The following is an 18,472-nucleotide window of genomic DNA, read 5'->3' on the forward strand; positions in this document are numbered from 1 at the left end:
CGTCATGGTTTTGCGCACCGAGGACCCACAGGTGACCATCGGCCAGGGAACGCTGCGGGGCGTCCGCCTCGACGGCGTCCGGTCGTGGAAGGGCATTCCCTATGCAGCACCGCCGGTCGGCGAGTGGCGGCTCCGCTCCCCGCGCGCGCCCGAACCGTTCAGCGGGGTGCGCGACTGTTCCCGGTTCGGCCCGATCGCACCGCAGAACGAGCACGGCCCGCTGCCCATCGATCCCGGTCTGACCCTCGACGAGGACTGCCTCACCGTGAACGTCTTCGCCCCCGCGTCGGATGCCCGGCGACCGCGGCCGGTGATGGTGTGGATCCACGGCGGGGCGTATTACCTCGGTTCGTCCGGACAGCGCATGTTCGATCCGACGCATCTGGTCGAACGCGGCGACGTCGTGGTGGTCACCTTCAATTACCGGCTCGGTGCGCTGGGGTTCCTGGACTTCTCCTCGTTCTCGACCGAGGAGCATCCGTTCGACACGAACCTGGGCCTGCGCGATCAGATCGCGGCACTGACCTGGGTCCGCGCCAACATCGCCGCATTCGGCGGCGACCCGAAAGACGTGACCCTGTTCGGGGAGTCCGCCGGTGGCGGTGCGGTCACCACGCTGATGACGTCCCCACCGGCAGAGGGACTGTTCCATCGCGCGATCGCCGAGAGTTCGCCCGCGACGTCCGTATACGGCCGTGATCGCGCCGCGAGCATCGCCGAGTCGTTCCTCGAGTTGCTCGACATCGCGCCCGCCGACGCGGGCCGACTCCGCGACCTGCCCGTCGACGTGCTGACGAAGGCCTGCGTCGAACTCGTCCAGCAGGTGCCCGCGCGGGTCCCGGGCACCCTGGCGGTTGCCCCGACGGTCGACGGCGACGTGGTGCCGCACTATCCCGTCGCGGCGTTCCGCACAGGCCTCGCGCATCGAATCCCGCTGCTGATCGGGACGAACAAGGACGAGGCGTCCATGTTCCGGCTGATGAAGTCGCCCCTGATGCCGATCACCCCGGACGCCGTGCATCAGATGTTCGTGGCGATCGCCGCCGACCATCCCGACCTGCCTGCAGACGAGGAGCAGGAGGTGGCGGCCGCGTATCCCGACTACCCGAAGAAACGCTCGGCCATGGAGATCTCGCGGGACGCCGCGTTCCGGATGCCGACGCTGTGGATCGCGGAGGCGCACAGCCGCGTCGCCCCGACCTGGTTGTACCGCTTCGACTACGCGACACCGTTCCTGCGCGCCGCGCGGATCGGCGCCACCCACGGCACCGAGGTGCCATACGTCTTCGGGAACTTCGGCGTCGTCCCGCACGACCCCACGTTCAAGCTCGGTGGGCACCGAACCGCCGGGCACGTGTCGGAGCGGATCCAGCGACGGTGGCTGTCGTTCGCCACCGAGGGCACCCCGGACGGAACGGGAGCCGAGGTCGGCTGGCCGCGGTACGACGAGGCGGATCGCACGACCCTGCTGATCGGCAAGTCCGACGCGATCGTCGCCGATCCGGACTGGGAACTCCGCCGGGCCTGGGGTGAGGAAGTCATCGGCTTCACCTGAGCGGCGGGGGTCCGGTTTCGTATCCGCGTAACGGGGGATACCTGCTGAATGAGCCCTGCAGCAACGGAATCGGGTCGCGACCTCAGTGTGGGAGTCGAGGAGGAGTTCTTCCTCGTCGACGAGTCCGGTCACCTTTCCGCCGCGGGACCCGACGTGGTGGCGGAGGCCGGCCACGACATTCACGGGCTCCAGCGTGAACTCGCCCGATGCCAGATCGAGACGGCGACCGGTGTGTGCCACACCGGGGAGGAACTGCACGAGGAGCTGCGCAGCCTGCGCCGCCGGCTGGCGAAGGCCGCCGCGGGCCGCGACCTGTTGCTGCTGCCCAGCGGGACGTCCTTGATCGTCGAGGGATTGCCGCCGGCGATCACCCCGAGCCCGCGTTACGAGGAGATGGCCCGCCACTTCGGGTCGATCGTGGACACGGTGACCACGTGCGGCTGTCACGTGCACGTTGGGATCCCGAGCCGCGACGTCGGTGTGCGGGTGAGCAACCTGGTTCGCAGTTGGCTGCCCGTGCTGCTCGCGCTCGCCGCGAACTCGCCGTTCCACAGTGGGCACGACACCGCTTATCACAGTTGGCGGCACATCATGTGGTCGCGGTGGCCGTCGGCGGGACCGCCGCCCCACTTCGACTCCGCGGACGAGTACGAGGCGACGGTCGGCGCCATGATCGGGACCGGTGCCGCCATGGACCGGGGAATGATCTACTGGCACGTCCGGCTCTCCGACAAGCAACCGACCATCGAGGTCCGGATCGCGGACGTCGCCATGACCGCGGCGCACGCGGCGCTCTACGCGGTGGTCGTGAAGGGGCTCGTCGGGTGGGCGCTGCGGTCGCTGGAGAACGGCCTCACCGTGCCGTGGCTGCGCGCCGAGCTGCTGCGAGCGCAGTTGTGGCGTGCGGCCCGTGACGGACTCGACGGGGAATGCACGAGCCCGGCCACCGATCGGTCGCTGCCGATCCGCCGGCAGCTGGAATTGCTGAACGAGTGCGTGGCCCCGGGGCTCGGCGCGAGTGATCGGGCGTTCCTCGAGTCGGGGCTCGACACCGTGTTGCGGGAGGGCACGGGCGCCGAGCGGCAACGGGCCGAGTTCGCCCGCGTCGGCACGCTGGCGGCGGTGGTCGACCTCCTGACGTGCGAAGTGGTCAGCTGACCGGGGGTGGCGGAGTCAGCTCGGTGACGCCGGCGGTGGTGGAGCCGATGTAGCCGGGATGCAGCAGTCCGGCGGATCGGACACCCGTGAGCAGAGCGCCGGCGCTGGTGTCCGGTCCGGTGCGCAGCGGTCCTGGGTCGTCGATCAACGCCTCCACGGTCGCGGTGTCGACGAGGCTGAGATCGATGCGCTGTCCGGCGGGTTGGTAGACGGCGAGGACGACCGGGCCGGGGTAGTGGGCCGCGGTGCGGCGCATGACGTGGAAGGCGGGGTCGGTTCCCAGGGCGAGCACGGTGACATGCGCGAACGACGCGAGCCGGTCGGCGATCGCGCGGCCGGCGGCACTGCGCCACGTACGCCCGTACAGGGTGAGCGCGTCCGACAGGTGACGCTGCTCGGTGTCACCTCGCACGCTGCCGCCCGCCGGGTCGAGCAGGGACCGCCAGCGGTGTTCGTAGAAGTCGCACGCGGTCTCGAAGTCGTCGTCGGAGCCGGCCGCCGCGACGTCGCGACGCGAGGGCGATGCGGGTTCGAGAACGGATCGACCACCGGCGAACAGCGTCTCGGCGTGTCCGGAGGCCGAACAGCGGGCCACCACGTGCACCGACCATCGGAGGAGCAGCCCGTCGCGGCAGGTGTACCGGAAACTCAGCTCGTACCGTTGCCCTGCCGCGCGATCGTCGTCGAGGTCGATCATGTGCGCGTAGTCCTCGCGGGTGACGCCGTCCACCTCGGTTTCCGCGGTCATATGATCGAGTGTCCACCGCCGACGCGACCGCTGCGCGGCTATCGCCTGTTCGGTCTGCGCGGTCTCGGCTCCGGGGTGTCGGCGAACGTGTCCGCCACACGTGGCACGATCTTCGCGTGAGCACACCAACTCAGCTCGAACAGCTCCATCTCGTCCTCGGTGACGAGGAGTTCCTCGTCGAACGCGCGGTGTCGCAGGTCATCAGCCAGGTCCGTGCGAGCGCGGACGTGGCCGCGGGCGCGGAGCTTCCGGTCAACCGGTTGAGGGCGGGCGATGCCGGCGCGGCCGAACTCGCCGAACTGCTCAGCCCCTCCCTGTTCGCCGAGGACCGCGTCGTGGTTCTGGAAGCCGCGGCCGAGGCGGGCAAGGACTCGGTGGCACTGATCCTCGACGCGGCCGGCGACCCACCTCCGGGCGTCGTCCTGGTGGTTCTGCACTCGGGCGGCGGACGTGCGAAAGCGATGACCGGTGCGCTGGAGAAACTCGGAGCCGTGGTGCACCCGTGCGCCAAACTGAAGTCCGGCGACCTCATCGGGTTCATCCGCGGCGAGTTCCGCACCCTCGGCGTCCGGGTGTCGCCGGAAGTGGTGCAGAGCGTGTTCGAGGGAGTCGGTTCGAATCTGCGCGAACTGGCCGCCGCGTGCTCGCAGCTCACCGCAGACACCGGCGGAAAGATCGACGTCGCCGCCGTGCAGCGCTACTACTCGGGCAAGGCCGAGGTGAGCGGATTCGACGTCGCGGACAAGGCCGTCGCCGGCGACACCGCCGGTGCGATCGAGGCGCTGCGCTGGGCGATGCTGCGCGGCGTTCCGCACGTGCTGCTGGCGGACGCGCTGGCCGACGCGGTGCACTCGATCGCCAGGGTGGCGCCGGCCGGGCGGGGAGACCCGTTCCGGATGGCGTCGGAACTGGGCATGCCGCCGTGGAAGATCAAGAAGGCGCAGGCCCTGGCGAAGGGTTGGACACCCACGTCGGTGGGGGAGGCGCTGCGCATCGTGGCGTCCCTGAACGCCGACGTCAAAGGTGCGGCGGCCGACGCGGACTACGCCGTCGAAAGTGCCGTGGGACGCGTCTCCCGGCTACGCCAGATCTGACGGGGACACGACAACAGCCGCTCGATCCGGGGATCGAGCGGCTGTTGGAGAGCCTACGACGGAAGAACCGTCAGATCTTGTTGATAGCCTGCGCGAGAGCAGACTTCTTGTTGGCAGCCTGGTTGGCGTGAATGACGCCCTTGCTGGCTGCTTTGTCGAGCTTGCGGCTGGTGGCGACGAGGAGCTCGTTGGCCTTGTCCTTGTCACCGGCCGCCGCAGCCTCGCGGAACGAGCGGATCGCCGTGCGCAGCGAGGACTTCACCGACTGGTTACGGAGTCGGGCCGCCTCGTTGGTACGGATCCGCTTCACCTGGGACTTGATGTTGGCCACGCGTAAAATCCTGTCGTCTTAAGCTGGTTACGGTCGAGAAAGCTCTGGGCGCACACATATGCACCGACAGGCGAGATTACCAGTGATCGGTGTCCGATCTCAAACCGGCACCCGGACGCGCCGACAAATCCTGCGGCTGCGCTGCTGAACGGGTGTGCATGTAGCAGCATGTCTGGGATGACGCCCCCAGCATCGAAGTCGTCAACAGTAACGAAATCGTCGGCAACCTCGAAAGCCCCCGTCCGAAAATCGGGGGGAAGCACGCAGGCGGGTGCGAAGGCATCGGGAACCCAGCCGCGGACGCGGGTGACCGCCCGGCCGCGCAAGCCCGTCGAACCCGCCCACGTGTTCGACGGGTACACCGACATCGGGCGCTACGGGCTGGCGTTCGACGAGATGTTCGACCGCGACGGCACCGTCCGCCCGCCGTACAAGGGCGTCTTCAAGGCGCTCGAGCCCGCGGACCGAGCCGACCTCGCCGCCCGATCCGAGGCCCTCGGCAGGGCGTTCATCGACCAGGGCGTGACGTTCTCGCTGTCCGGTCAGGAACGGCCCTTCCCGCTCGATCTCGTTCCTCGGGTCATCGCCGCTGCCGAGTGGACGCGACTCGAGAAGGGCATCAAGCAGCGCGTCCAGGCGCTCGAGATGTTCCTCGACGACGTCTACGGGGAACAGCGCATCCTGCGTGATCACGTGCTGCCGAAGCGGTTGGTCACCTCGTGCGAGCACTTCCACCGTGAGGCCTCGGGAATCGTTCCGCCGAACGGGGTGCGGATCCACGTCGCAGGAATCGACCTCGTCCGCGACGAGAACGGGGTGTTCCGCGTGCTCGAGGACAACCTGCGTTCGCCGTCGGGGGTGTCCTACGTCATGGAGAACCGCCGCACGATGGCGCGGGTGTTCCCCGACCTGTTCATGTCGCACCGCGTGCGGTCCGTCGGCGACTACGCCTCCCATCTCCTTCGCGCGTTGCGCGCTTCGGCGGCCCTCAACGAGGCCGACCCGACCGTCGTGGTGCTGACACCCGGTGTCGCCAATTCCGCGTACTTCGAGCATTCGCTGCTCGCGCGCCAGATGGGTGTCGAACTGGTCGAGGGCCGCGACCTGTTCTGCCGCGACAACATGGTCTACATGCGCACGACCGAGGGTGAACGGCAGGTCGACGTCATCTACCGCCGCATCGACGACGACTACCTCGACCCCATGCACTTCCGCCCGGACTCCGTGCTCGGGGTGGCCGGCGTCCTGAACGCGGCACGGGCGGGCAACGTCGTCATCTCGAGTGCTGTCGGGAACGGGGTCGGCGACGACAAACTCGTCTACACCTACGTCCCGCAGATCATTGACTACTACCTCGGCGAGAAGCCGTTGCTCGCGAACGTCGACACGTTCCGGTGCTGGCTCGACGAGGAGTGCGAGGAGGTCCTGGACCGGGTCGACGAACTGGTGATCAAACCGGTGGAGGGTTCCGGCGGCTACGGCATCGTCTTCGGTCCCGACGCATCACCCAAGGAACTGAACACGATCGCCCGGAAGATCAAGGCGGACCCGCGCGGGTGGATCGCGCAGCCCGTCGTCCAGCTGTCCACGGTGCCGACCAAGGTCGGGGACGAACTGGTTCCCCGGCACGTCGATCTGCGGCCCTTCGCGGTCAACGACGGTGACGACGTGTGGGTGCTGCCGGGTGGGCTCACCCGGGTGGCCCTGCCCGAGGGGTCGCTCGTCGTGAACTCCAGCCAGGGCGGCGGCAGCAAGGACACGTGGGTGCTCGCGAGCAGGAGCTCCGACGAGGAGCGGGAACTCGCGGGTGAGGAGCTCGTGGCCGAGCCGGCGCAGTCCGCCGAGGCCGAGCAGGGACCCGAACTCAGCACGACTCAACTGCAGCAACAACAGCAACAGCAGCAACAACAGGGCCAGGGAGGTGATCGCTGATGCTGGCGAGGAACGCGGAATCGCTGTACTGGATCGGCCGGTACGTCGAACGGGCCGACGACATGGCCCGCATTCTCGACGTCGCCGTGCACCAGCTGCTCGACGACGCCTCGGTGGACCCCGACCGGACGTCCCGGTTGCTGCTGCGGGTGCTCGGCATCGAAGCGCCCGACACGCAGCTCGACGTCCGGTCGGTGACCGAACTGGTGGCGTTCAGCCGCAACCAGGTGGGATCGATCATCGACTCCCTCGCCAGCGCCCGCGAGAACGCGCGGGGTGCCAGGGAGGTCACGTCCAGCGAGATGTGGGAGTGCCTCAACACCACGTACAACGGTCTCGCCGAACGCGAGCGGGCGTCCAAGCGTCTCGGGCCGCACGAATTCTTCCGGTACGTGGAGGAACGCGCGGCGATGTTCGCGGGTCTGGCCGATTCGACGATGAGCCGCGACGACGGATACCGCTTCCTGCTGCTCGGCCGCTCGATCGAACGCGTCGACATGCTCGCGCGGATGCTGTTGTCCCGTGCGGGTGACCGCCCGTCCTCGCCGGCGTGGGTGACGGTGCTGCGTTCCGCGGGAGCCCACGACACCTACCTGCGCACGTACCGCGGCGCGCTGGACGCCAACCGGGTGGTCGAGTTCATCCTGCTGGACCGGCTGTTTCCGCGGTCGGTGTTCCACGCCATCCGGCAGGCGGAGTTGTGCCTCGCCGAGCTCGATCACCAGCCCGACAGCCGCGTCGGACACAGGGCCGAGGCGCAGCGTCTCCTCGGCAGGGCCCGGAGCGAACTCGAGTTCCTGCCGCCCGGCGTGCTCCTCGAGGATCTCCAGGATCGGCTCGCGGGGTTGCAGGAAACCTGCCGCGAGCTCGGAGAAGCCATCGCGCTGCAGTATTTTCACGCCGCGCCGTGGGTGGCGTGGACCGATGCACGGGCTGTCGGCGGCGAAGCCGTCGTGGAGGGAGAGCTGTGAGCTGGCGTATGAGAGTCGTGCACACCACCGGGTATGCCTACGACGCACCGGTCACGTCCTCGTACAACGAGGCGCGACTGACCCCGCGCGGTGACAGCAGGCAGACGGTGATCCTGAACCGCGTGGAGACGACGCCGGCGACGCGGTCGTACCGCTACACCGACTACTGGGGCACCGCCGTCACCGCATTCGATCTCCATGCGCCGCACAAGGAACTCGAGGTCACCGGGCTGTCCGTGGTCGAGACCGAACCGTTCTGGGAGCCGGAGGAGAAGGTGGACTGGGACGAGCTGGCCAGCCCTCCGCTCACCGACCGGTTCAACGAACAGCTGAGCAACACCACGTTCGTGCCGCGCAGCCGCAAGCTCGACACCATCGCCCGCGATCTCCGCAAGGGCCGCACCCCCGACGAAGCCGTTGTCGCGGCGGCGGACTGGGTGCATCGGGAGATGGATTACGTTCCGGGGACGACGGGCGTCCACACGTCCGCGGTCGACGCCTGGGCCGAACGGCAGGGCGTGTGCCAGGACTACGCGCACCTGACGCTGGTCCTTCTGCGCAGCATGGGAATTCCGAGTCGCTACGTGTCCGGCTATCTGCATCCGAAACCCGATGCGGCGGTGGACGACACGGTGGCGGGGGAGAGTCACGCGTGGGTCGAGGCGTGGACCGGCGCGTGGTGGGGATACGACCCCACCAATGCCGTCGCGGTGAACGAACAGCACGTGTCGGTGGGTATCGGACGGGACTACGCGGACGTTCCGCCGCTCAAGGGCATCTTCTCCGGGGGCCGGGCGACAGATCTCGAAGTCGTCGTGGAGATCACACGCCTGGCGTAAAGTGCCAGCCAGATCTATCTGTGGAAAGCAGGACTAACGATCCATTTCGACGAAGGTGGGTTCATGTCTCCAACCGCACAGGAATACGTAGAAGTCGAACCGATCTCGGATCTCAAGAAATACGTAGCAGAGGCGGTCGGTACGTTCGTACTGGTCTTCGCGGCGGTGGGTACGGCGGTCTTCGCCGGAGCCAAGGTCGGGAACCTCGGTGTGGCACTGGCATTCGGACTGACCCTGCTCTTCCTCGTCTACGCCATCGGCCCCATTTCGGGCTGCCACGTCAACCCGGCCGTCACGGTCGGACACCTCGCTCTCGGCCGGTTGTCCGTCGTGAAGGCGGGGTTGTACGTCGTCGCCCAGGTCATCGGCGGACTCGTCGCCGGAGTGGTGATCTACGCGATCGCGCAGAGCCTGCCCTCGTACAACCGGGCGGACGACGGTCTCGGCGCCAACGGCTGGGGCGCCCACAGTCCGTCCGCCATCAAGGGACCGCTCGGCGGGGTCATCGAGAACGGCTACGGCATCGGTGCGGCGATGATCATCGAAGTCCTGCTCACCGCGCTGCTCGTGTTCGTGGTCCTCGCATCCACCGACCAGATCTCCGACGTCCCGCTCGCCGGTGTCTCCATCGGTTTCACGCTCGCCGTGATCCACCTCGTGGCGATCCCGATCGACAACACCTCCGTCAACCCGGCCCGCAGCCTCGCCGTCGCGCCCTACCAGAACGGCGCGCTCGCCCAGGTGTGGTTGTTCATCGTGTTCCCGTTGATCGGTGGCGCGGTGGGTGCGCTGGTCTACCGGTCGCTGTTCGGCCGGTACGACCGACTGCAGAGCTGAGCACCGACGAGCAGGGGCCTGCGAGCCGCATTTGTCGCGTGCGTCGTTCTCGCGCTCACCGGAGCGGCTCCCGCCACCGCGACCGCCGAGGGCGCACCGCGGCCGGGACCGACATACGTGGCTCTCGGTGACTCCCGCGCGGCCGGGCCGCTCATCGAATTCTCCGAGCACCGCGACCTGTGCCTGCGCTCACCGGACCTGAACTACCCGGCGAAGCTGGCGCACCTGATCGGCGCGGCTACCGTCACCGACGTCACCTGCTCCGCCGCGACACCCGCCCATGTGATCAGCACCCCGCAGTTCGTGGGGACGCATTTCGCTCCGCCGCAGATCGACGCGCTCCGCCCGGACACCGACGTCGTGACGCTCAGCATCGGCGGGGGCGGTTCCAATCATCTGCCCGTGTCGGTGCGCTGCGGCGCCCTCGTTCCCGGCGCGGATGCCGGTTGCCGCGACAACCCGCGGGCGGAGCAACTCACGGTCGAGGGGATCGCGACGATGGCGCCCCAGGTCGACGCCGTGGTCGCCGCGATCGTCGCGAAGGCACCGCATGCCGAGGTCTACCTGATCGGGCACGGCGGTTCCGTCGGACGACACGGCTGCTGGCCGAACATGCCCGTGTCCGACCCCGACGCGGTCTGGCTCGAGCGATACTTCGCACGGTTCAACCAGATCTACGTCGAGGCCGCGGCCAGGTACGGCGTGCACTACGTCGACATCGCGCAGGCCGCCGTGGACGGTGGACACGACGCCTGCGCGCCGGCGGGGCAACGGTGGTTCGAGGGCCTCCTGCCGCAGTCACCCGCCGAACCGGCTCATCCCAACGCACTCGCGATGACCGCGATCGCCGAGATCATCGCCGAAGATCTGGCCCGGTGACCCGTCACTGCCAGCTGAAGTCCGCCCGCAGACGCCGCGCCACGATCTCGAACTTGTCCCGGGCCATGACAGCGCCCTCGCGGCGGATCCCCGCCTCCGGCACGTCCAGCACCCGGTCCAGGCGGATCCAGCTGGGACGGCCCTCCGCATCCCACGCCCCCGAGCCGACCGCGATCCAGTCCCGGTCGCCGTCGTGCTTGCTCTGCGAGGACAGCATCAAACCCAGCAGGGTGTCGCCGTCGCGTCCGACGACGAGCACGGGCCGATCCTTGCCCTGGCTCGGATCCTCCTCGTACGCCACCCACGTCCAGACGATTTCACCGGGATCCGCGCGACCGTCCAGGTCGGGGGAGTACTCCACCCTCCGTGCCCGATGGGCTGTCGGGGCGGAGTTCGCGGTGACCGGACGACCCGGGGCCGGCTTCGGCGCGGCGGCCGTCGACCCGGTCAGGACACCGGCCGCGCGGTCCAGCGCGCCGGACTTCTGCAGCTGCCGGAGAAGCTGCGGGCCCTTGTCCCGTGCAAGTCGGCCCAACGTCTTCCCGATGCTGCTCCACGTGCTCGCCATGGCCGCCGAGCTTAGTGCGTGTATGCCGCAGCAGCCGCAACGCGGTGACTTGGATATCCTGACAGGTGACAGTGGCCCGGAACCGGGCCGGTGCCGGTCCAGGTAAGGGGTCCCCCATCAGCAGCTTCGCCGACAAGACGTTCACGGATCCTGCCCGGATCCGGAATTTCTGCATCATCGCGCACATCGATCACGGCAAGTCGACGCTGGCCGACCGCATGCTTCAGCTCACCGGTGTGGTCGAGGAGCGGCAGATGCGTGCCCAGTACCTCGACCGCATGGACATCGAGCGCGAGCGCGGCATCACGATCAAGGCGCAGAACGTCCGGCTCCCGTGGAAGGTCGGCGACGAGGAGTTCGTCATCCACCTCATCGACACCCCCGGGCACGTCGACTTCACGTACGAGGTCTCCCGCGCACTCGAGGCCTGCGAGGGTGCGGTCCTGCTGGTGGATGCCGCCCAGGGCATCGAGGCCCAGACTCTCGCCAACCTGTACCTGGCGATGGAGAAGGACCTCACCATCATCCCGGTGCTCAACAAGATCGATCTGCCCGCCGCCGACCCCGACCGGTACGCCGAGGAGATTGCGCACATCACCGGATGCGAACCGGGTGACGTGCTGCGCGTGTCCGGCAAGACGGGCATGGGGGTGAAGGAACTGCTCGACGAGGTCGTGCGGCAGATCCCCGCTCCTGTCGGCGACCCGGACGGTCCGGCCCGTGCGATGATCTTCGACTCCGTGTACGACGCCTACCGCGGAGTCGTCACCTACGTGCGCGTCGTCGACGGCCGGATCTCGCCGCGCGAGAAGATCACCATGATGTCGACGGGCACCACCCACGACCTGATCGAGGTCGGCATCATCTCGCCCGAGCCGAAGGCGAGCATCGGACTCGGCGTCGGCGAGGTGGGGTACCTCATCACCGGTGTGAAGGACGTCCGGCAGTCGCGAGTCGGCGACACGGTCACCGCCGCGCGCGGCGGTGCGACGGAACCCCTCGTCGGATACCGTGACCCCAAGCCGATGGTCTACTCCGGCCTCTACCCGCTCGACGGTTCGGACTACCCCGTGCTGCGCGACGCCCTCGACAAGTTGCGTCTCAACGACGCCGCCCTGGCCTACGAGCCGGAGACGTCGGTGGCGCTCGGGTTCGGGTTCCGCTGCGGATTCCTCGGACTCCTGCACATGGAGATCACCCGCGACCGCCTCGAGCGCGAGTTCGGACTCGAACTGATCTCGACGTCGCCGAACGTGGTGTACCGGGTGGTGATGGAGGACGGTTCCGAGCACGTCGTCACGAACCCGTCGTACTGGCCGGAGGGCAAGATCCGCGAGGTCTACGAGCCGATGGTGAAGTGCACCGTCATCGCGCCGAGCGAGTTCATCGGCGCGATCATGGAGCTCTGCCAGAACCGGCGCGGTGAACTCGGCGGCATGGACTACCTGTCCGAGACCCGCGTCGAACTGCGCTACGAGATGCCCATGGGCGAGATCATGTTCGACTTCTTCGACGCCCTGAAGTCGCGGACCAAGGGCTACGCCAGCCTCGACTACGAGGAGTCCGGCGAGCAGCAGGCCGACCTGGTGAAGGTGGACATCCTGCTGCAGGGTGAGGCGGTCGACGCGTTCTCGTCGATCGTGCACCGCTCCGCGGCAGGCGCGTACGGCGGCCGGATGACATCGAAGCTGCGTGAGCTGATCCCCCGTCAGCAGTTCGAGGTGCCGATCCAGGCGGCGATCGGCTCGAAGATCATCTCGCGTGAGAACATCCGCGCGATCCGCAAGGACGTGCTCGCCAAGTGCTACGGCGGTGACATCAGCCGTAAACGCAAGCTGCTCGAGAAGCAGAAGGAAGGCAAGAAGCGGATGAAGACCATCGGCCGGGTCGAGGTTCCGCAAGAGGCCTTCGTGGCGGCGTTGTCGTCCGAATCGGTGGGGGACAAGCCGAAGAAGTAGGCACCGCGACCGCTCGGTTGTTCTCCTCCGTCGACGTCTGATCGAAAGAAGGTAGGTGCGGCACGTGGCCCTCGAAACCTGGCTCACCCGGACACTGGGAATCGAGGTGCCGATCTTCGGCGCCCCGATGGGCGGACGGGCAGGCGGGACCCTCGTCGGGGAGGTGTCGAAGGCGGGCGGGCTCGGCCTGCTCGGCGCCGCGCGCTACGCCACCCCGGAGTGGGTGGCGAAGGAGACGGCGGTCGCGCGGAGCATCGGCGGCGACGCATTCGGGATCGGGTTGATGACCTGGGCGCTCGACGACGACGACGCGCTGCTCGACGCCGCGCTGGCGGAGAACCCGCGGGTCGTGTCGCTGTCGTTCGGTGATCCCGCCCCGTACGTGGAGCGGGTCCACGCCACCGGGGCGCTGGTGGTGTCGCAGGTCAACACGATCGACGATCTGCGGGTCGTGGAGGCGGCGGGAGTCGACTTCGTCATCGCCCAGGGCGGTGAGGCGGGCGGCCACACCGGGCGGATCGGGACGTTGCCGCTGCTGCAGGAGATTCTGGAGGCCACCGCGCTGCCCGTGCTCGCCGCGGGCGGCATCGCGACCGGTCGCGGTCTCGCCGCCGTGCTCGCCGCCGGCGCGGAGGGCGCGATGATCGGGACCGCGCTGCTGGCCAGCCCCGAGACCATCGGACCGGAGTACGCCCGTGACAAGCTGATCGCGGCGGGCAGCGCCGACACCGTGTACACGTCGGTGTTCGACCAGGCGCGCCGCCAGCCGTGGCCGGCCCGCTGGGGTGGACGGGCCCTGAGCAACGAGTTCACGTCGCGCTGGCACGGCGCGGGAGCCCCCGACGCCGAACTCGCCACCGCCTACGACCCCGCGAACCCCGACCTCGGTGTCGTGTACGCCGGGGAGGCGGCGGGTCTCGTCACGTCGGAGCGGCCTGCGGGTGTCGTGGTGCGGCGGATCGCGGCCGACGCGGAGCGGTTGCTGCACCGTTTCGCGGAGTAACCCGTAGCGCCGAACCCTCGGGTGTGCGAAGGTAAGCCTTCGCTTACTTGAGAATGGGGCGCAGTGCGCGTCAGAGGGATCTTGGTGGCCGCTCGAGGGCACCCCCAGCTGGATCGTCGCCACCAGCAGCCAGTGGGTCGACGCCCTCCTCGAGTTCGGCGTCCAACCCGTCGCGTATCTGTCTGCGGGCGCGATGGGCGACGAGCGCGGCCTGTACCCCTGGGAGTCGGAGGTTGACGACTCGGCCGTGGAACTCGACCGCGCGAGCATGACGCAGGTGGGTGCGTCGCTGCCGGAAGAGCAGATCGCCGGCTTCGCGCCCGATCTGATTCTCGGCTCGTTCGCCGTCGCCGACCAGGAGGACTTCGACCGGATCAGCAAGATCGCGCCGACGGTCGCCGCGCTGGGCGACGTGCAGGTCGACCCGTGGGAGTCGCAGGTCGAGGTCCTCGGCCGGATCCTCGGTGAGGAGGACCGCGCGGCCGAGATCATCGCGAACACCAACGGGACCGTCGACGGCCTGGCCGACCGGCTCCCCGCACTGTCCGGCAAGACGGCGGTGCTGTCCCAGTTCGTCTTCGCCACCGGACAACTCGTCGTCGTCGCGGATCCCGACGACGGCGCGAGCGCGGTGTTCCGGAGGCTGGGGCTGACATGCCGCCGACGCTGGTGGAAGAAGCGGGGGCCACCGGCGGCCGCCTCACCCTGAGCCCGGAGCGGGTGGACGCCCTGAACGCCGACCTCGTGGTGATGCTGCCCAACGGCGGCACCCGCGACGATCTGATGCGGTTGCCCGGATTCGCCCAGCTGCCGTCCGTGCAGCAGGGGGGTCTCGCCGTCGAGGACTACGCCACGGTGGTCGGGTTCAACACCCCGTCGAGCCTGTCCCTGCAGTACTCGCTGGGCCGGATCACGCCGCAACTGGAGGCGGTCGGCGCCTGATCACACCATGTAGTGGGCAGGGTGGAAGCCGCTCGCCGCGGCCTCCTCGGCGCGGATGACGTGAACGACCGCGTTGATCAACGCCAGATGCGTGAACGCCTGCGGGAAGTTGCCCAGGTGCCGCCCCGACTCGGGATCGATCTCCTCCGCGTACAGCTCGAGGGGGCTCGCGAACCCGAGGAGCCGCTCGCACAGGCGCTTCGCGCGGTCGAGTTCACCGATCTCCACGAGCGCCGACACGAGCCAGAACGAACAGATCGTGAACGTGCCCTCCTTGCCCGTCAGCCCGTCGTCCGTGGTTTCCACCCGGTAGCGCAGCACCAGCCCGCCCTCGGTCAGTTCGTCCGCGATGGCGAGCACGGTCGCGCGGATGCGCGGATCATCGGCGGGCAGGAACCGCAGAAGCGGAGCGAGCAGGAGTGAGGCGTCGAGTTCTTCGCTGCCGTACCGCTGGGTGAGGACTCCGCGTGCGTCGACGCCGTGCTCGAGAATGTCGGCCTTGATCTCGTCGGCGAGGTCGGCCCACCTGTCCGCGTAACTCGCCTCCCCCTGCTGCTCGGCGAGTTTCGCGCCCCGGTCGAGGGCGACCCAGCACATGATCTTCGACGACGTGAAGTGCTGCGGCTCGCCGCGCACCTCCCAGATGCCGCGGTCGGGGAGCTGCCAGTGCTCGATCGCCTCCTCGACCTGACGTTTGAGCATCGGCCACAGCGTCTCCGGCACCCGCTCGCGCGATCGCACGTGCAGGTACACCGAATCGAGGATCGTTCCCCAGATGTCGTGCTGGTCCTGGTCGTACGCACCGTTTCCGATCCGCACCGGACGCGCGCCGTCGTGGCCGGACAGGTGCGGCAGCTCCTCCTCGACGAGGGTCCGCTCGCCGCCGACGCCGTACATCACCTGCAGCGGCCGGTACTTGCCGTCGTCGGCACTGGACACGTCGTAGAGGAACGCGAAGAAATCGTCGGCCTCCCGGTCGAGTCCGAGGCTGTACAGCCCCCACAGGGCGAACGTCGAATCGCGCACCCATGCGTAGCGGTAGTCCCAATTTCGTTCACCCCCGGGGGTTTCCGGAAGCGACGTGGTCGACGCGGCGAGCAGCGCGCCGGTGGGGGCGTACGCCAACCCCTTCAGCGCCAGGGCGCTGCGCTGCAGGTAGCCACGCCACTTGTGGTCGGGGAAGCGGCCGGTCGTGATCCATTCCCGCCAGAACTTCGCCGTCTGCCACATCTTCTCGGCAGCCTCGTCATAGGTCTGCGGCGCAGGCATGTGCGTCCAGGACAGTGCGACGAACACGTTGTCGTCCTCGACCATCCGGGTCCGGGCCCGGGCCTCGCGCCCTTCCAGCCCGAGCTTCATGTTGCTGGTCAGCCGGAGTGTGGGGTGGTCGCCCGCACCACTCGACTTGCAGGTGGCGGTGGCTTCCTCGTACACCTTGCCCGTGTACTCCCACACCGCGTCGCCGCGGTGGTAGTCGAACGCGGGCTCGCAGCTCATCTCGAGATCCACGGTGCCGTTCACGCATTTGACGGTCCGCAGCAGGACGTGTTCGGCATCCCAGTCAGTGGGGGTGCGGCGATGGGAGCGGGACCGCTGCTCCACGTTGTGCCACGGGCCGAGCACGAGTGCGTCGCGGACGATGAGCCACCCCGTCTCGGTCTGCCACGTCGTTTCGACGATCAGTCCTCCCGGGAGGTAGCGGCGGGCGGCGGGCACGTTCTGCCCGTACGGTGCGATCCGGAAGTGGCCCGCGCTGCGGTCGAGGACGGCGCCGAAGACGCTGGGGGAGTCGGGCCGCGGGATGCACATCCACTCGACCGCCCCGTTCCGGGCGATCAGGCAGGTGGTCTCGCAGTCCGACAGGAATGCGTAATCGTCGATCGGCGGAAACGCGCGACGGTGGCGATGCGCGGCGGAGCGGGGCTGGTCGTCCGAGTGCGCATCGAGAGACACCATCTGATCATCATCGGCCGTCGCCGCCGCGGCGTCCACCTGTGCGCCGGCCAGGTGCCGGCGAACGATAGGGTGGCACGGTGGACCGGATGGCGAGTTGGTGGGACGGCTTCGAGCTGTGGATCGCCGGGCTCCCGTTCGTTCCGCAGGTCGCCCTCGTGCTGCTGGTGATGGTGCCGGTGTGCCGAGGACTGGCGTGGCTGCTCGATCGTGGCCTGGCCGCAGTCTTCGTCCTGCTCAGGCGGGACGTCTCGAAGGTGGAGGAACCCTGATGCCGCGCTCACGCGTCACGCTCGCGCTGCTCGCGCTGCTCGTCCTCGTCGTCGTCGCCTGGCTGGTCACCCGGTAGATCCCGTTCGATGTGGGCGGTTGGTTCAGCCTCTGCTACAGTCCACGGCGTGTCTGAAGCCGCTGTACACCAGGTCCGCCATGAATTGGCGTTGATCGCTGTCGGCATGCTCGCAGTCGCCGACATCGACTGTTGTTGATTTCTCCTCGCACACAGAACTGCGCGCGGGTGACACCACGCACCGCTCGACCGGTCTCGCGCTGCTGATTTTCGTTCGCATTCCTGATTTCCCGCTCGGGCGATCCCTGCGTTCCTCCCCACGCACCACCTCCCACGTTGTTCGCACCACCCCTCTGTGACAGATCCCCAGGAAGGTTTCTCCCATGAAACGCCGTTCTCGTAGTCTTCTCACGGCCCTCGTGACGCTCGGAGCTGTGGCGCTGACCGCGTGCAGCGGCGGCGCCAGCGACACCGCCGGCGCCGACTCGGCCGGTGCCGACGGCAGCGCAGGCACCATCAACCTGTACGCGTACGCCGTACCGAAGCCGGGATTCGACAAGCTGATCCCCGCGTTCAACGCCACCGACGAGGGCAAGGGCGTGGCCTTCCAGCCGTCCTACGGTGCCTCCGGTGACCAGTCCCGCAAGGTCAAGGACGGCGCCGAGGCAGACTTCGTCAACTTCTCCGTCGAACCCGACATCACCCGCCTCGTCGACGCCGGTCTGGTGGACAAGAGCTGGAACCAGGACGCCTACAACGGGATTCCGTTCGGTTCGGTCGTCACCATCGTCGTGCGCGAGGGCAACCCGAAGAACATCCGCGACTGGGACGACCTGTTGCGCCCCGACGTCGAGGTCGTGACCCCGAACCCGTTCAGCTCCGGATCCGCGAAGTGGAACCTGCTCGCACCGTACGCGGCGAAGAGCAACGGCGGCCAGGACCCGGTCGCCGGTCTCGCCTACATCACGTCGCTGGTGAACGACCACGTGAAGATTCAGCCGAAGTCGGGACGCGAGGCGTCGGAGGCGTTCCTGCAGGGCACGGGCGACGTTCTGCTCAGCTACGAGAACGAGGCGCTGTTCATCGAGGGCAACGGTGACCCCGTCGAGCACGTGACCCCGCCGACCACGTTCAAGATCGAGAACCCGGTCGCGGTGCTGTCGAACAGCAAGAACCTGGAGAAGGCCAACGCGTTCAAGGACTTCCTCTACACCACCGAGGGCCAGAAGCTGTGGGGCGAGGCCGGATTCCGCCCGGTCGATCCCGCGGTGGCCACGGAGTTCGCGGACAAGTTCCCGGAGCCGGCCAAGCTGTGGACCATCGCCGATCTCGGCGGCTGGTCCAAGGTCGACTCCGAGGTGTTCGCCAAGGACACCGGGTCCATCGCGGTGATCTACGACAACGCAACCAAGTAA

General features: G+C 68.3%; 19 protein-coding genes. 15 read left to right on the top strand and 4 right to left on the bottom strand.

Annotation, left to right across the window (positions count from 1 at the left end):
* Positions 1 to 4: 4 nt before the first annotated feature.
* Both OYT95_RS32355 and OYT95_RS32360 read left to right on the top strand, forming a co-directional pair.
* Positions 5 to 1,555 (top strand): carboxylesterase/lipase family protein, encoded by a 1,551-nt coding sequence (locus OYT95_RS32355; protein WP_268790080.1) that lies wholly within the window; start codon positions 5 to 7, stop codon positions 1,553 to 1,555.
* A 48-nt stretch (positions 1,556 to 1,603) separates the two neighbouring features.
* The gene (locus OYT95_RS32360; protein WP_112299454.1) at positions 1,604 to 2,713 is read left to right on the top strand and encodes a carboxylate-amine ligase; all 1,110 of its coding nucleotides are present in this window, start codon (positions 1,604 to 1,606) and stop codon (positions 2,711 to 2,713) included.
* Here OYT95_RS32360 and OYT95_RS32365 read toward each other — a convergent pair.
* Positions 2,706 to 3,461 (bottom strand): hypothetical protein, encoded by a 756-nt coding sequence (locus OYT95_RS32365; RefSeq protein WP_268790081.1) that lies wholly within the window; start codon positions 3,459 to 3,461, stop codon positions 2,706 to 2,708. The two genes, OYT95_RS32360 and OYT95_RS32365, sit on opposite strands and share 8 nt — an antisense overlap.
* 116 nt (positions 3,462 to 3,577) lie before the next feature.
* On the opposite strand from OYT95_RS32365, the gene holA reads away from it, so the two are divergent.
* Complete coding sequence (gene holA / locus OYT95_RS32370; protein ID WP_112299456.1) at positions 3,578 to 4,555, top strand: DNA polymerase III subunit delta; 978 nt, start codon at positions 3,578 to 3,580, stop codon at positions 4,553 to 4,555.
* Between the two features lie 70 nt (positions 4,556 to 4,625).
* Here holA and rpsT read toward each other — a convergent pair whose 3' ends face one another.
* Positions 4,626 to 4,886, bottom strand: coding sequence for a 30S ribosomal protein S20 (gene rpsT, locus OYT95_RS32375; RefSeq protein WP_005248015.1), 261 nt, complete (start codon positions 4,884 to 4,886; stop codon positions 4,626 to 4,628).
* A 306-nt stretch (positions 4,887 to 5,192) separates the two neighbouring features.
* Here rpsT and OYT95_RS32380 point away from each other — a divergent pair, with 306 nt between their 5' ends.
* From OYT95_RS32380 to OYT95_RS32400, 5 genes are all read left to right on the top strand, one after another.
* Positions 5,193 to 6,818 carry a circularly permuted type 2 ATP-grasp protein gene (locus OYT95_RS32380; RefSeq protein WP_112299457.1) on the top strand — a complete coding sequence of 542 codons (1,626 nt, stop codon included), beginning with the start codon at positions 5,193 to 5,195 and terminating at the stop codon, positions 6,816 to 6,818.
* A complete protein-coding gene (locus tag OYT95_RS32385) occupies positions 6,818 to 7,789 on the top strand; it encodes an alpha-E domain-containing protein (protein WP_037226382.1) in 972 nt (323 codons plus the stop codon). The genes OYT95_RS32380 and OYT95_RS32385 overlap by 1 nt, the downstream gene beginning before the upstream one ends.
* 8 nt (positions 7,790 to 7,797) lie before the next feature.
* The gene (locus tag OYT95_RS32390; protein ID WP_011594353.1) at positions 7,798 to 8,628 is read left to right on the top strand and encodes a transglutaminase family protein; all 831 of its coding nucleotides are present in this window, start codon (positions 7,798 to 7,800) and stop codon (positions 8,626 to 8,628) included.
* A gap of 63 nt (positions 8,629 to 8,691) precedes the next feature.
* A complete protein-coding gene (locus OYT95_RS32395) occupies positions 8,692 to 9,465 on the top strand; it encodes an aquaporin (RefSeq protein WP_268790082.1) in 774 nt (257 codons plus the stop codon).
* A 117-nt stretch (positions 9,466 to 9,582) separates the two neighbouring features.
* Positions 9,583 to 10,344, top strand: a complete 762-nt coding sequence (locus OYT95_RS32400) for an SGNH/GDSL hydrolase family protein (protein ID WP_268790083.1) — start codon at positions 9,583 to 9,585, stop codon at positions 10,342 to 10,344.
* Positions 10,345 to 10,348: 4 nt separating this feature from the next.
* Here OYT95_RS32400 and OYT95_RS32405 read toward each other — a convergent pair whose 3' ends face one another.
* Complete coding sequence (locus tag OYT95_RS32405; RefSeq protein WP_112299460.1) at positions 10,349 to 10,912, bottom strand: type II toxin-antitoxin system PemK/MazF family toxin; 564 nt, start codon at positions 10,910 to 10,912, stop codon at positions 10,349 to 10,351.
* A gap of 65 nt (positions 10,913 to 10,977) precedes the next feature.
* Here OYT95_RS32405 and lepA point away from each other — a divergent pair, with 65 nt between their 5' ends.
* From lepA to OYT95_RS32425, 4 genes are all read left to right on the top strand, one after another.
* Positions 10,978 to 12,870: a translation elongation factor 4 gene (gene lepA / locus OYT95_RS32410; RefSeq protein ID WP_037226390.1), complete on the top strand. Its 1,893-nt coding sequence runs from the start codon at positions 10,978 to 10,980 to the stop codon at positions 12,868 to 12,870.
* A gap of 64 nt (positions 12,871 to 12,934) precedes the next feature.
* A complete protein-coding gene (locus OYT95_RS32415) occupies positions 12,935 to 13,873 on the top strand; it encodes an NAD(P)H-dependent flavin oxidoreductase (protein WP_268790084.1) in 939 nt (312 codons plus the stop codon).
* 193 nt (positions 13,874 to 14,066) lie between these two features.
* Positions 14,067 to 14,582, top strand: coding sequence for an ABC transporter substrate-binding protein (locus OYT95_RS32420; protein ID WP_268790085.1), 516 nt, complete (start codon positions 14,067 to 14,069; stop codon positions 14,580 to 14,582).
* Positions 14,528 to 14,815, top strand: a complete 288-nt coding sequence (locus OYT95_RS32425) for a hypothetical protein (protein WP_268790086.1) — start codon at positions 14,528 to 14,530, stop codon at positions 14,813 to 14,815. Before OYT95_RS32420 ends, OYT95_RS32425 begins: the two co-directional genes overlap by 55 nt.
* Here the strand turns inward: OYT95_RS32425 and OYT95_RS32430 are convergent, their stop codons facing one another.
* Positions 14,816 to 16,771 (bottom strand): glycoside hydrolase family 15 protein, encoded by a 1,956-nt coding sequence (locus OYT95_RS32430; RefSeq protein ID WP_268790087.1) that lies wholly within the window; start codon positions 16,769 to 16,771, stop codon positions 14,816 to 14,818.
* 86 nt (positions 16,772 to 16,857) lie between these two features.
* Between OYT95_RS32430 and OYT95_RS32435 the strand changes: the two genes are divergently transcribed.
* The 3 genes from OYT95_RS32435 to OYT95_RS32440 all read left to right on the top strand — a co-directional run bounded on the left by OYT95_RS32435 (position 16,858) and on the right by OYT95_RS32440 (position 18,472).
* Positions 16,858 to 17,040, top strand: coding sequence for a hypothetical protein (locus OYT95_RS32435; RefSeq protein ID WP_005247996.1), 183 nt, complete (start codon positions 16,858 to 16,860; stop codon positions 17,038 to 17,040).
* 87 nt (positions 17,041 to 17,127) lie between these two features.
* Positions 17,128 to 17,256: an Ms4533A family Cys-rich leader peptide gene (locus OYT95_RS44755; protein WP_368681004.1), complete on the top strand. Its 129-nt coding sequence runs from the start codon at positions 17,128 to 17,130 to the stop codon at positions 17,254 to 17,256.
* Between the two features lie 184 nt (positions 17,257 to 17,440).
* Positions 17,441 to 18,472, top strand: a complete 1,032-nt coding sequence (locus OYT95_RS32440; RefSeq protein ID WP_268790088.1) for a sulfate ABC transporter substrate-binding protein — start codon at positions 17,441 to 17,443, stop codon at positions 18,470 to 18,472.

The organism is Rhodococcus sp. JS3073, from assembly GCF_026810085.1.
Lineage (GTDB): Bacteria > Actinomycetota > Actinomycetes > Mycobacteriales > Mycobacteriaceae > Rhodococcus_F > Rhodococcus_F wratislaviensis.

Coding starts and splice junctions, on each gene's coding strand:
- OYT95_RS32355 (WP_268790080.1), top strand. CDS start 5: ATGGTTTTGCGCACCGAGGACCCACAGGTGACCATCGGCCAGGGAACG.
- OYT95_RS32360 (WP_112299454.1), top strand. CDS start 1,604: ATGAGCCCTGCAGCAACGGAATCGGGTCGCGACCTCAGTGTGGGAGTC.
- OYT95_RS32365 (WP_268790081.1), bottom strand. CDS start 3,461: ATGACCGCGGAAACCGAGGTGGACGGCGTCACCCGCGAGGACTACGCG.
- OYT95_RS32385 (WP_037226382.1), top strand. CDS start 6,818: ATGCTGGCGAGGAACGCGGAATCGCTGTACTGGATCGGCCGGTACGTC.
- OYT95_RS32390 (WP_011594353.1), top strand. CDS start 7,798: ATGAGAGTCGTGCACACCACCGGGTATGCCTACGACGCACCGGTCACG.
- OYT95_RS32395 (WP_268790082.1), top strand. CDS start 8,692: ATGTCTCCAACCGCACAGGAATACGTAGAAGTCGAACCGATCTCGGAT.
- OYT95_RS32405 (WP_112299460.1), bottom strand. CDS start 10,912: ATGGCGAGCACGTGGAGCAGCATCGGGAAGACGTTGGGCCGACTTGCA.
- OYT95_RS32420 (WP_268790085.1), top strand. CDS start 14,067: ATGGGCGACGAGCGCGGCCTGTACCCCTGGGAGTCGGAGGTTGACGAC.
- OYT95_RS32425 (WP_268790086.1), top strand. CDS start 14,528: ATGCCGCCGACGCTGGTGGAAGAAGCGGGGGCCACCGGCGGCCGCCTC.
- OYT95_RS32430 (WP_268790087.1), bottom strand. CDS start 16,771: ATGGTGTCTCTCGATGCGCACTCGGACGACCAGCCCCGCTCCGCCGCG.
- OYT95_RS32435 (WP_005247996.1), top strand. CDS start 16,858: ATGGCGAGTTGGTGGGACGGCTTCGAGCTGTGGATCGCCGGGCTCCCG.
- OYT95_RS44755 (WP_368681004.1), top strand. CDS start 17,128: ATGTGGGCGGTTGGTTCAGCCTCTGCTACAGTCCACGGCGTGTCTGAA.
- OYT95_RS32440 (WP_268790088.1), top strand. CDS start 17,441: ATGAAACGCCGTTCTCGTAGTCTTCTCACGGCCCTCGTGACGCTCGGA.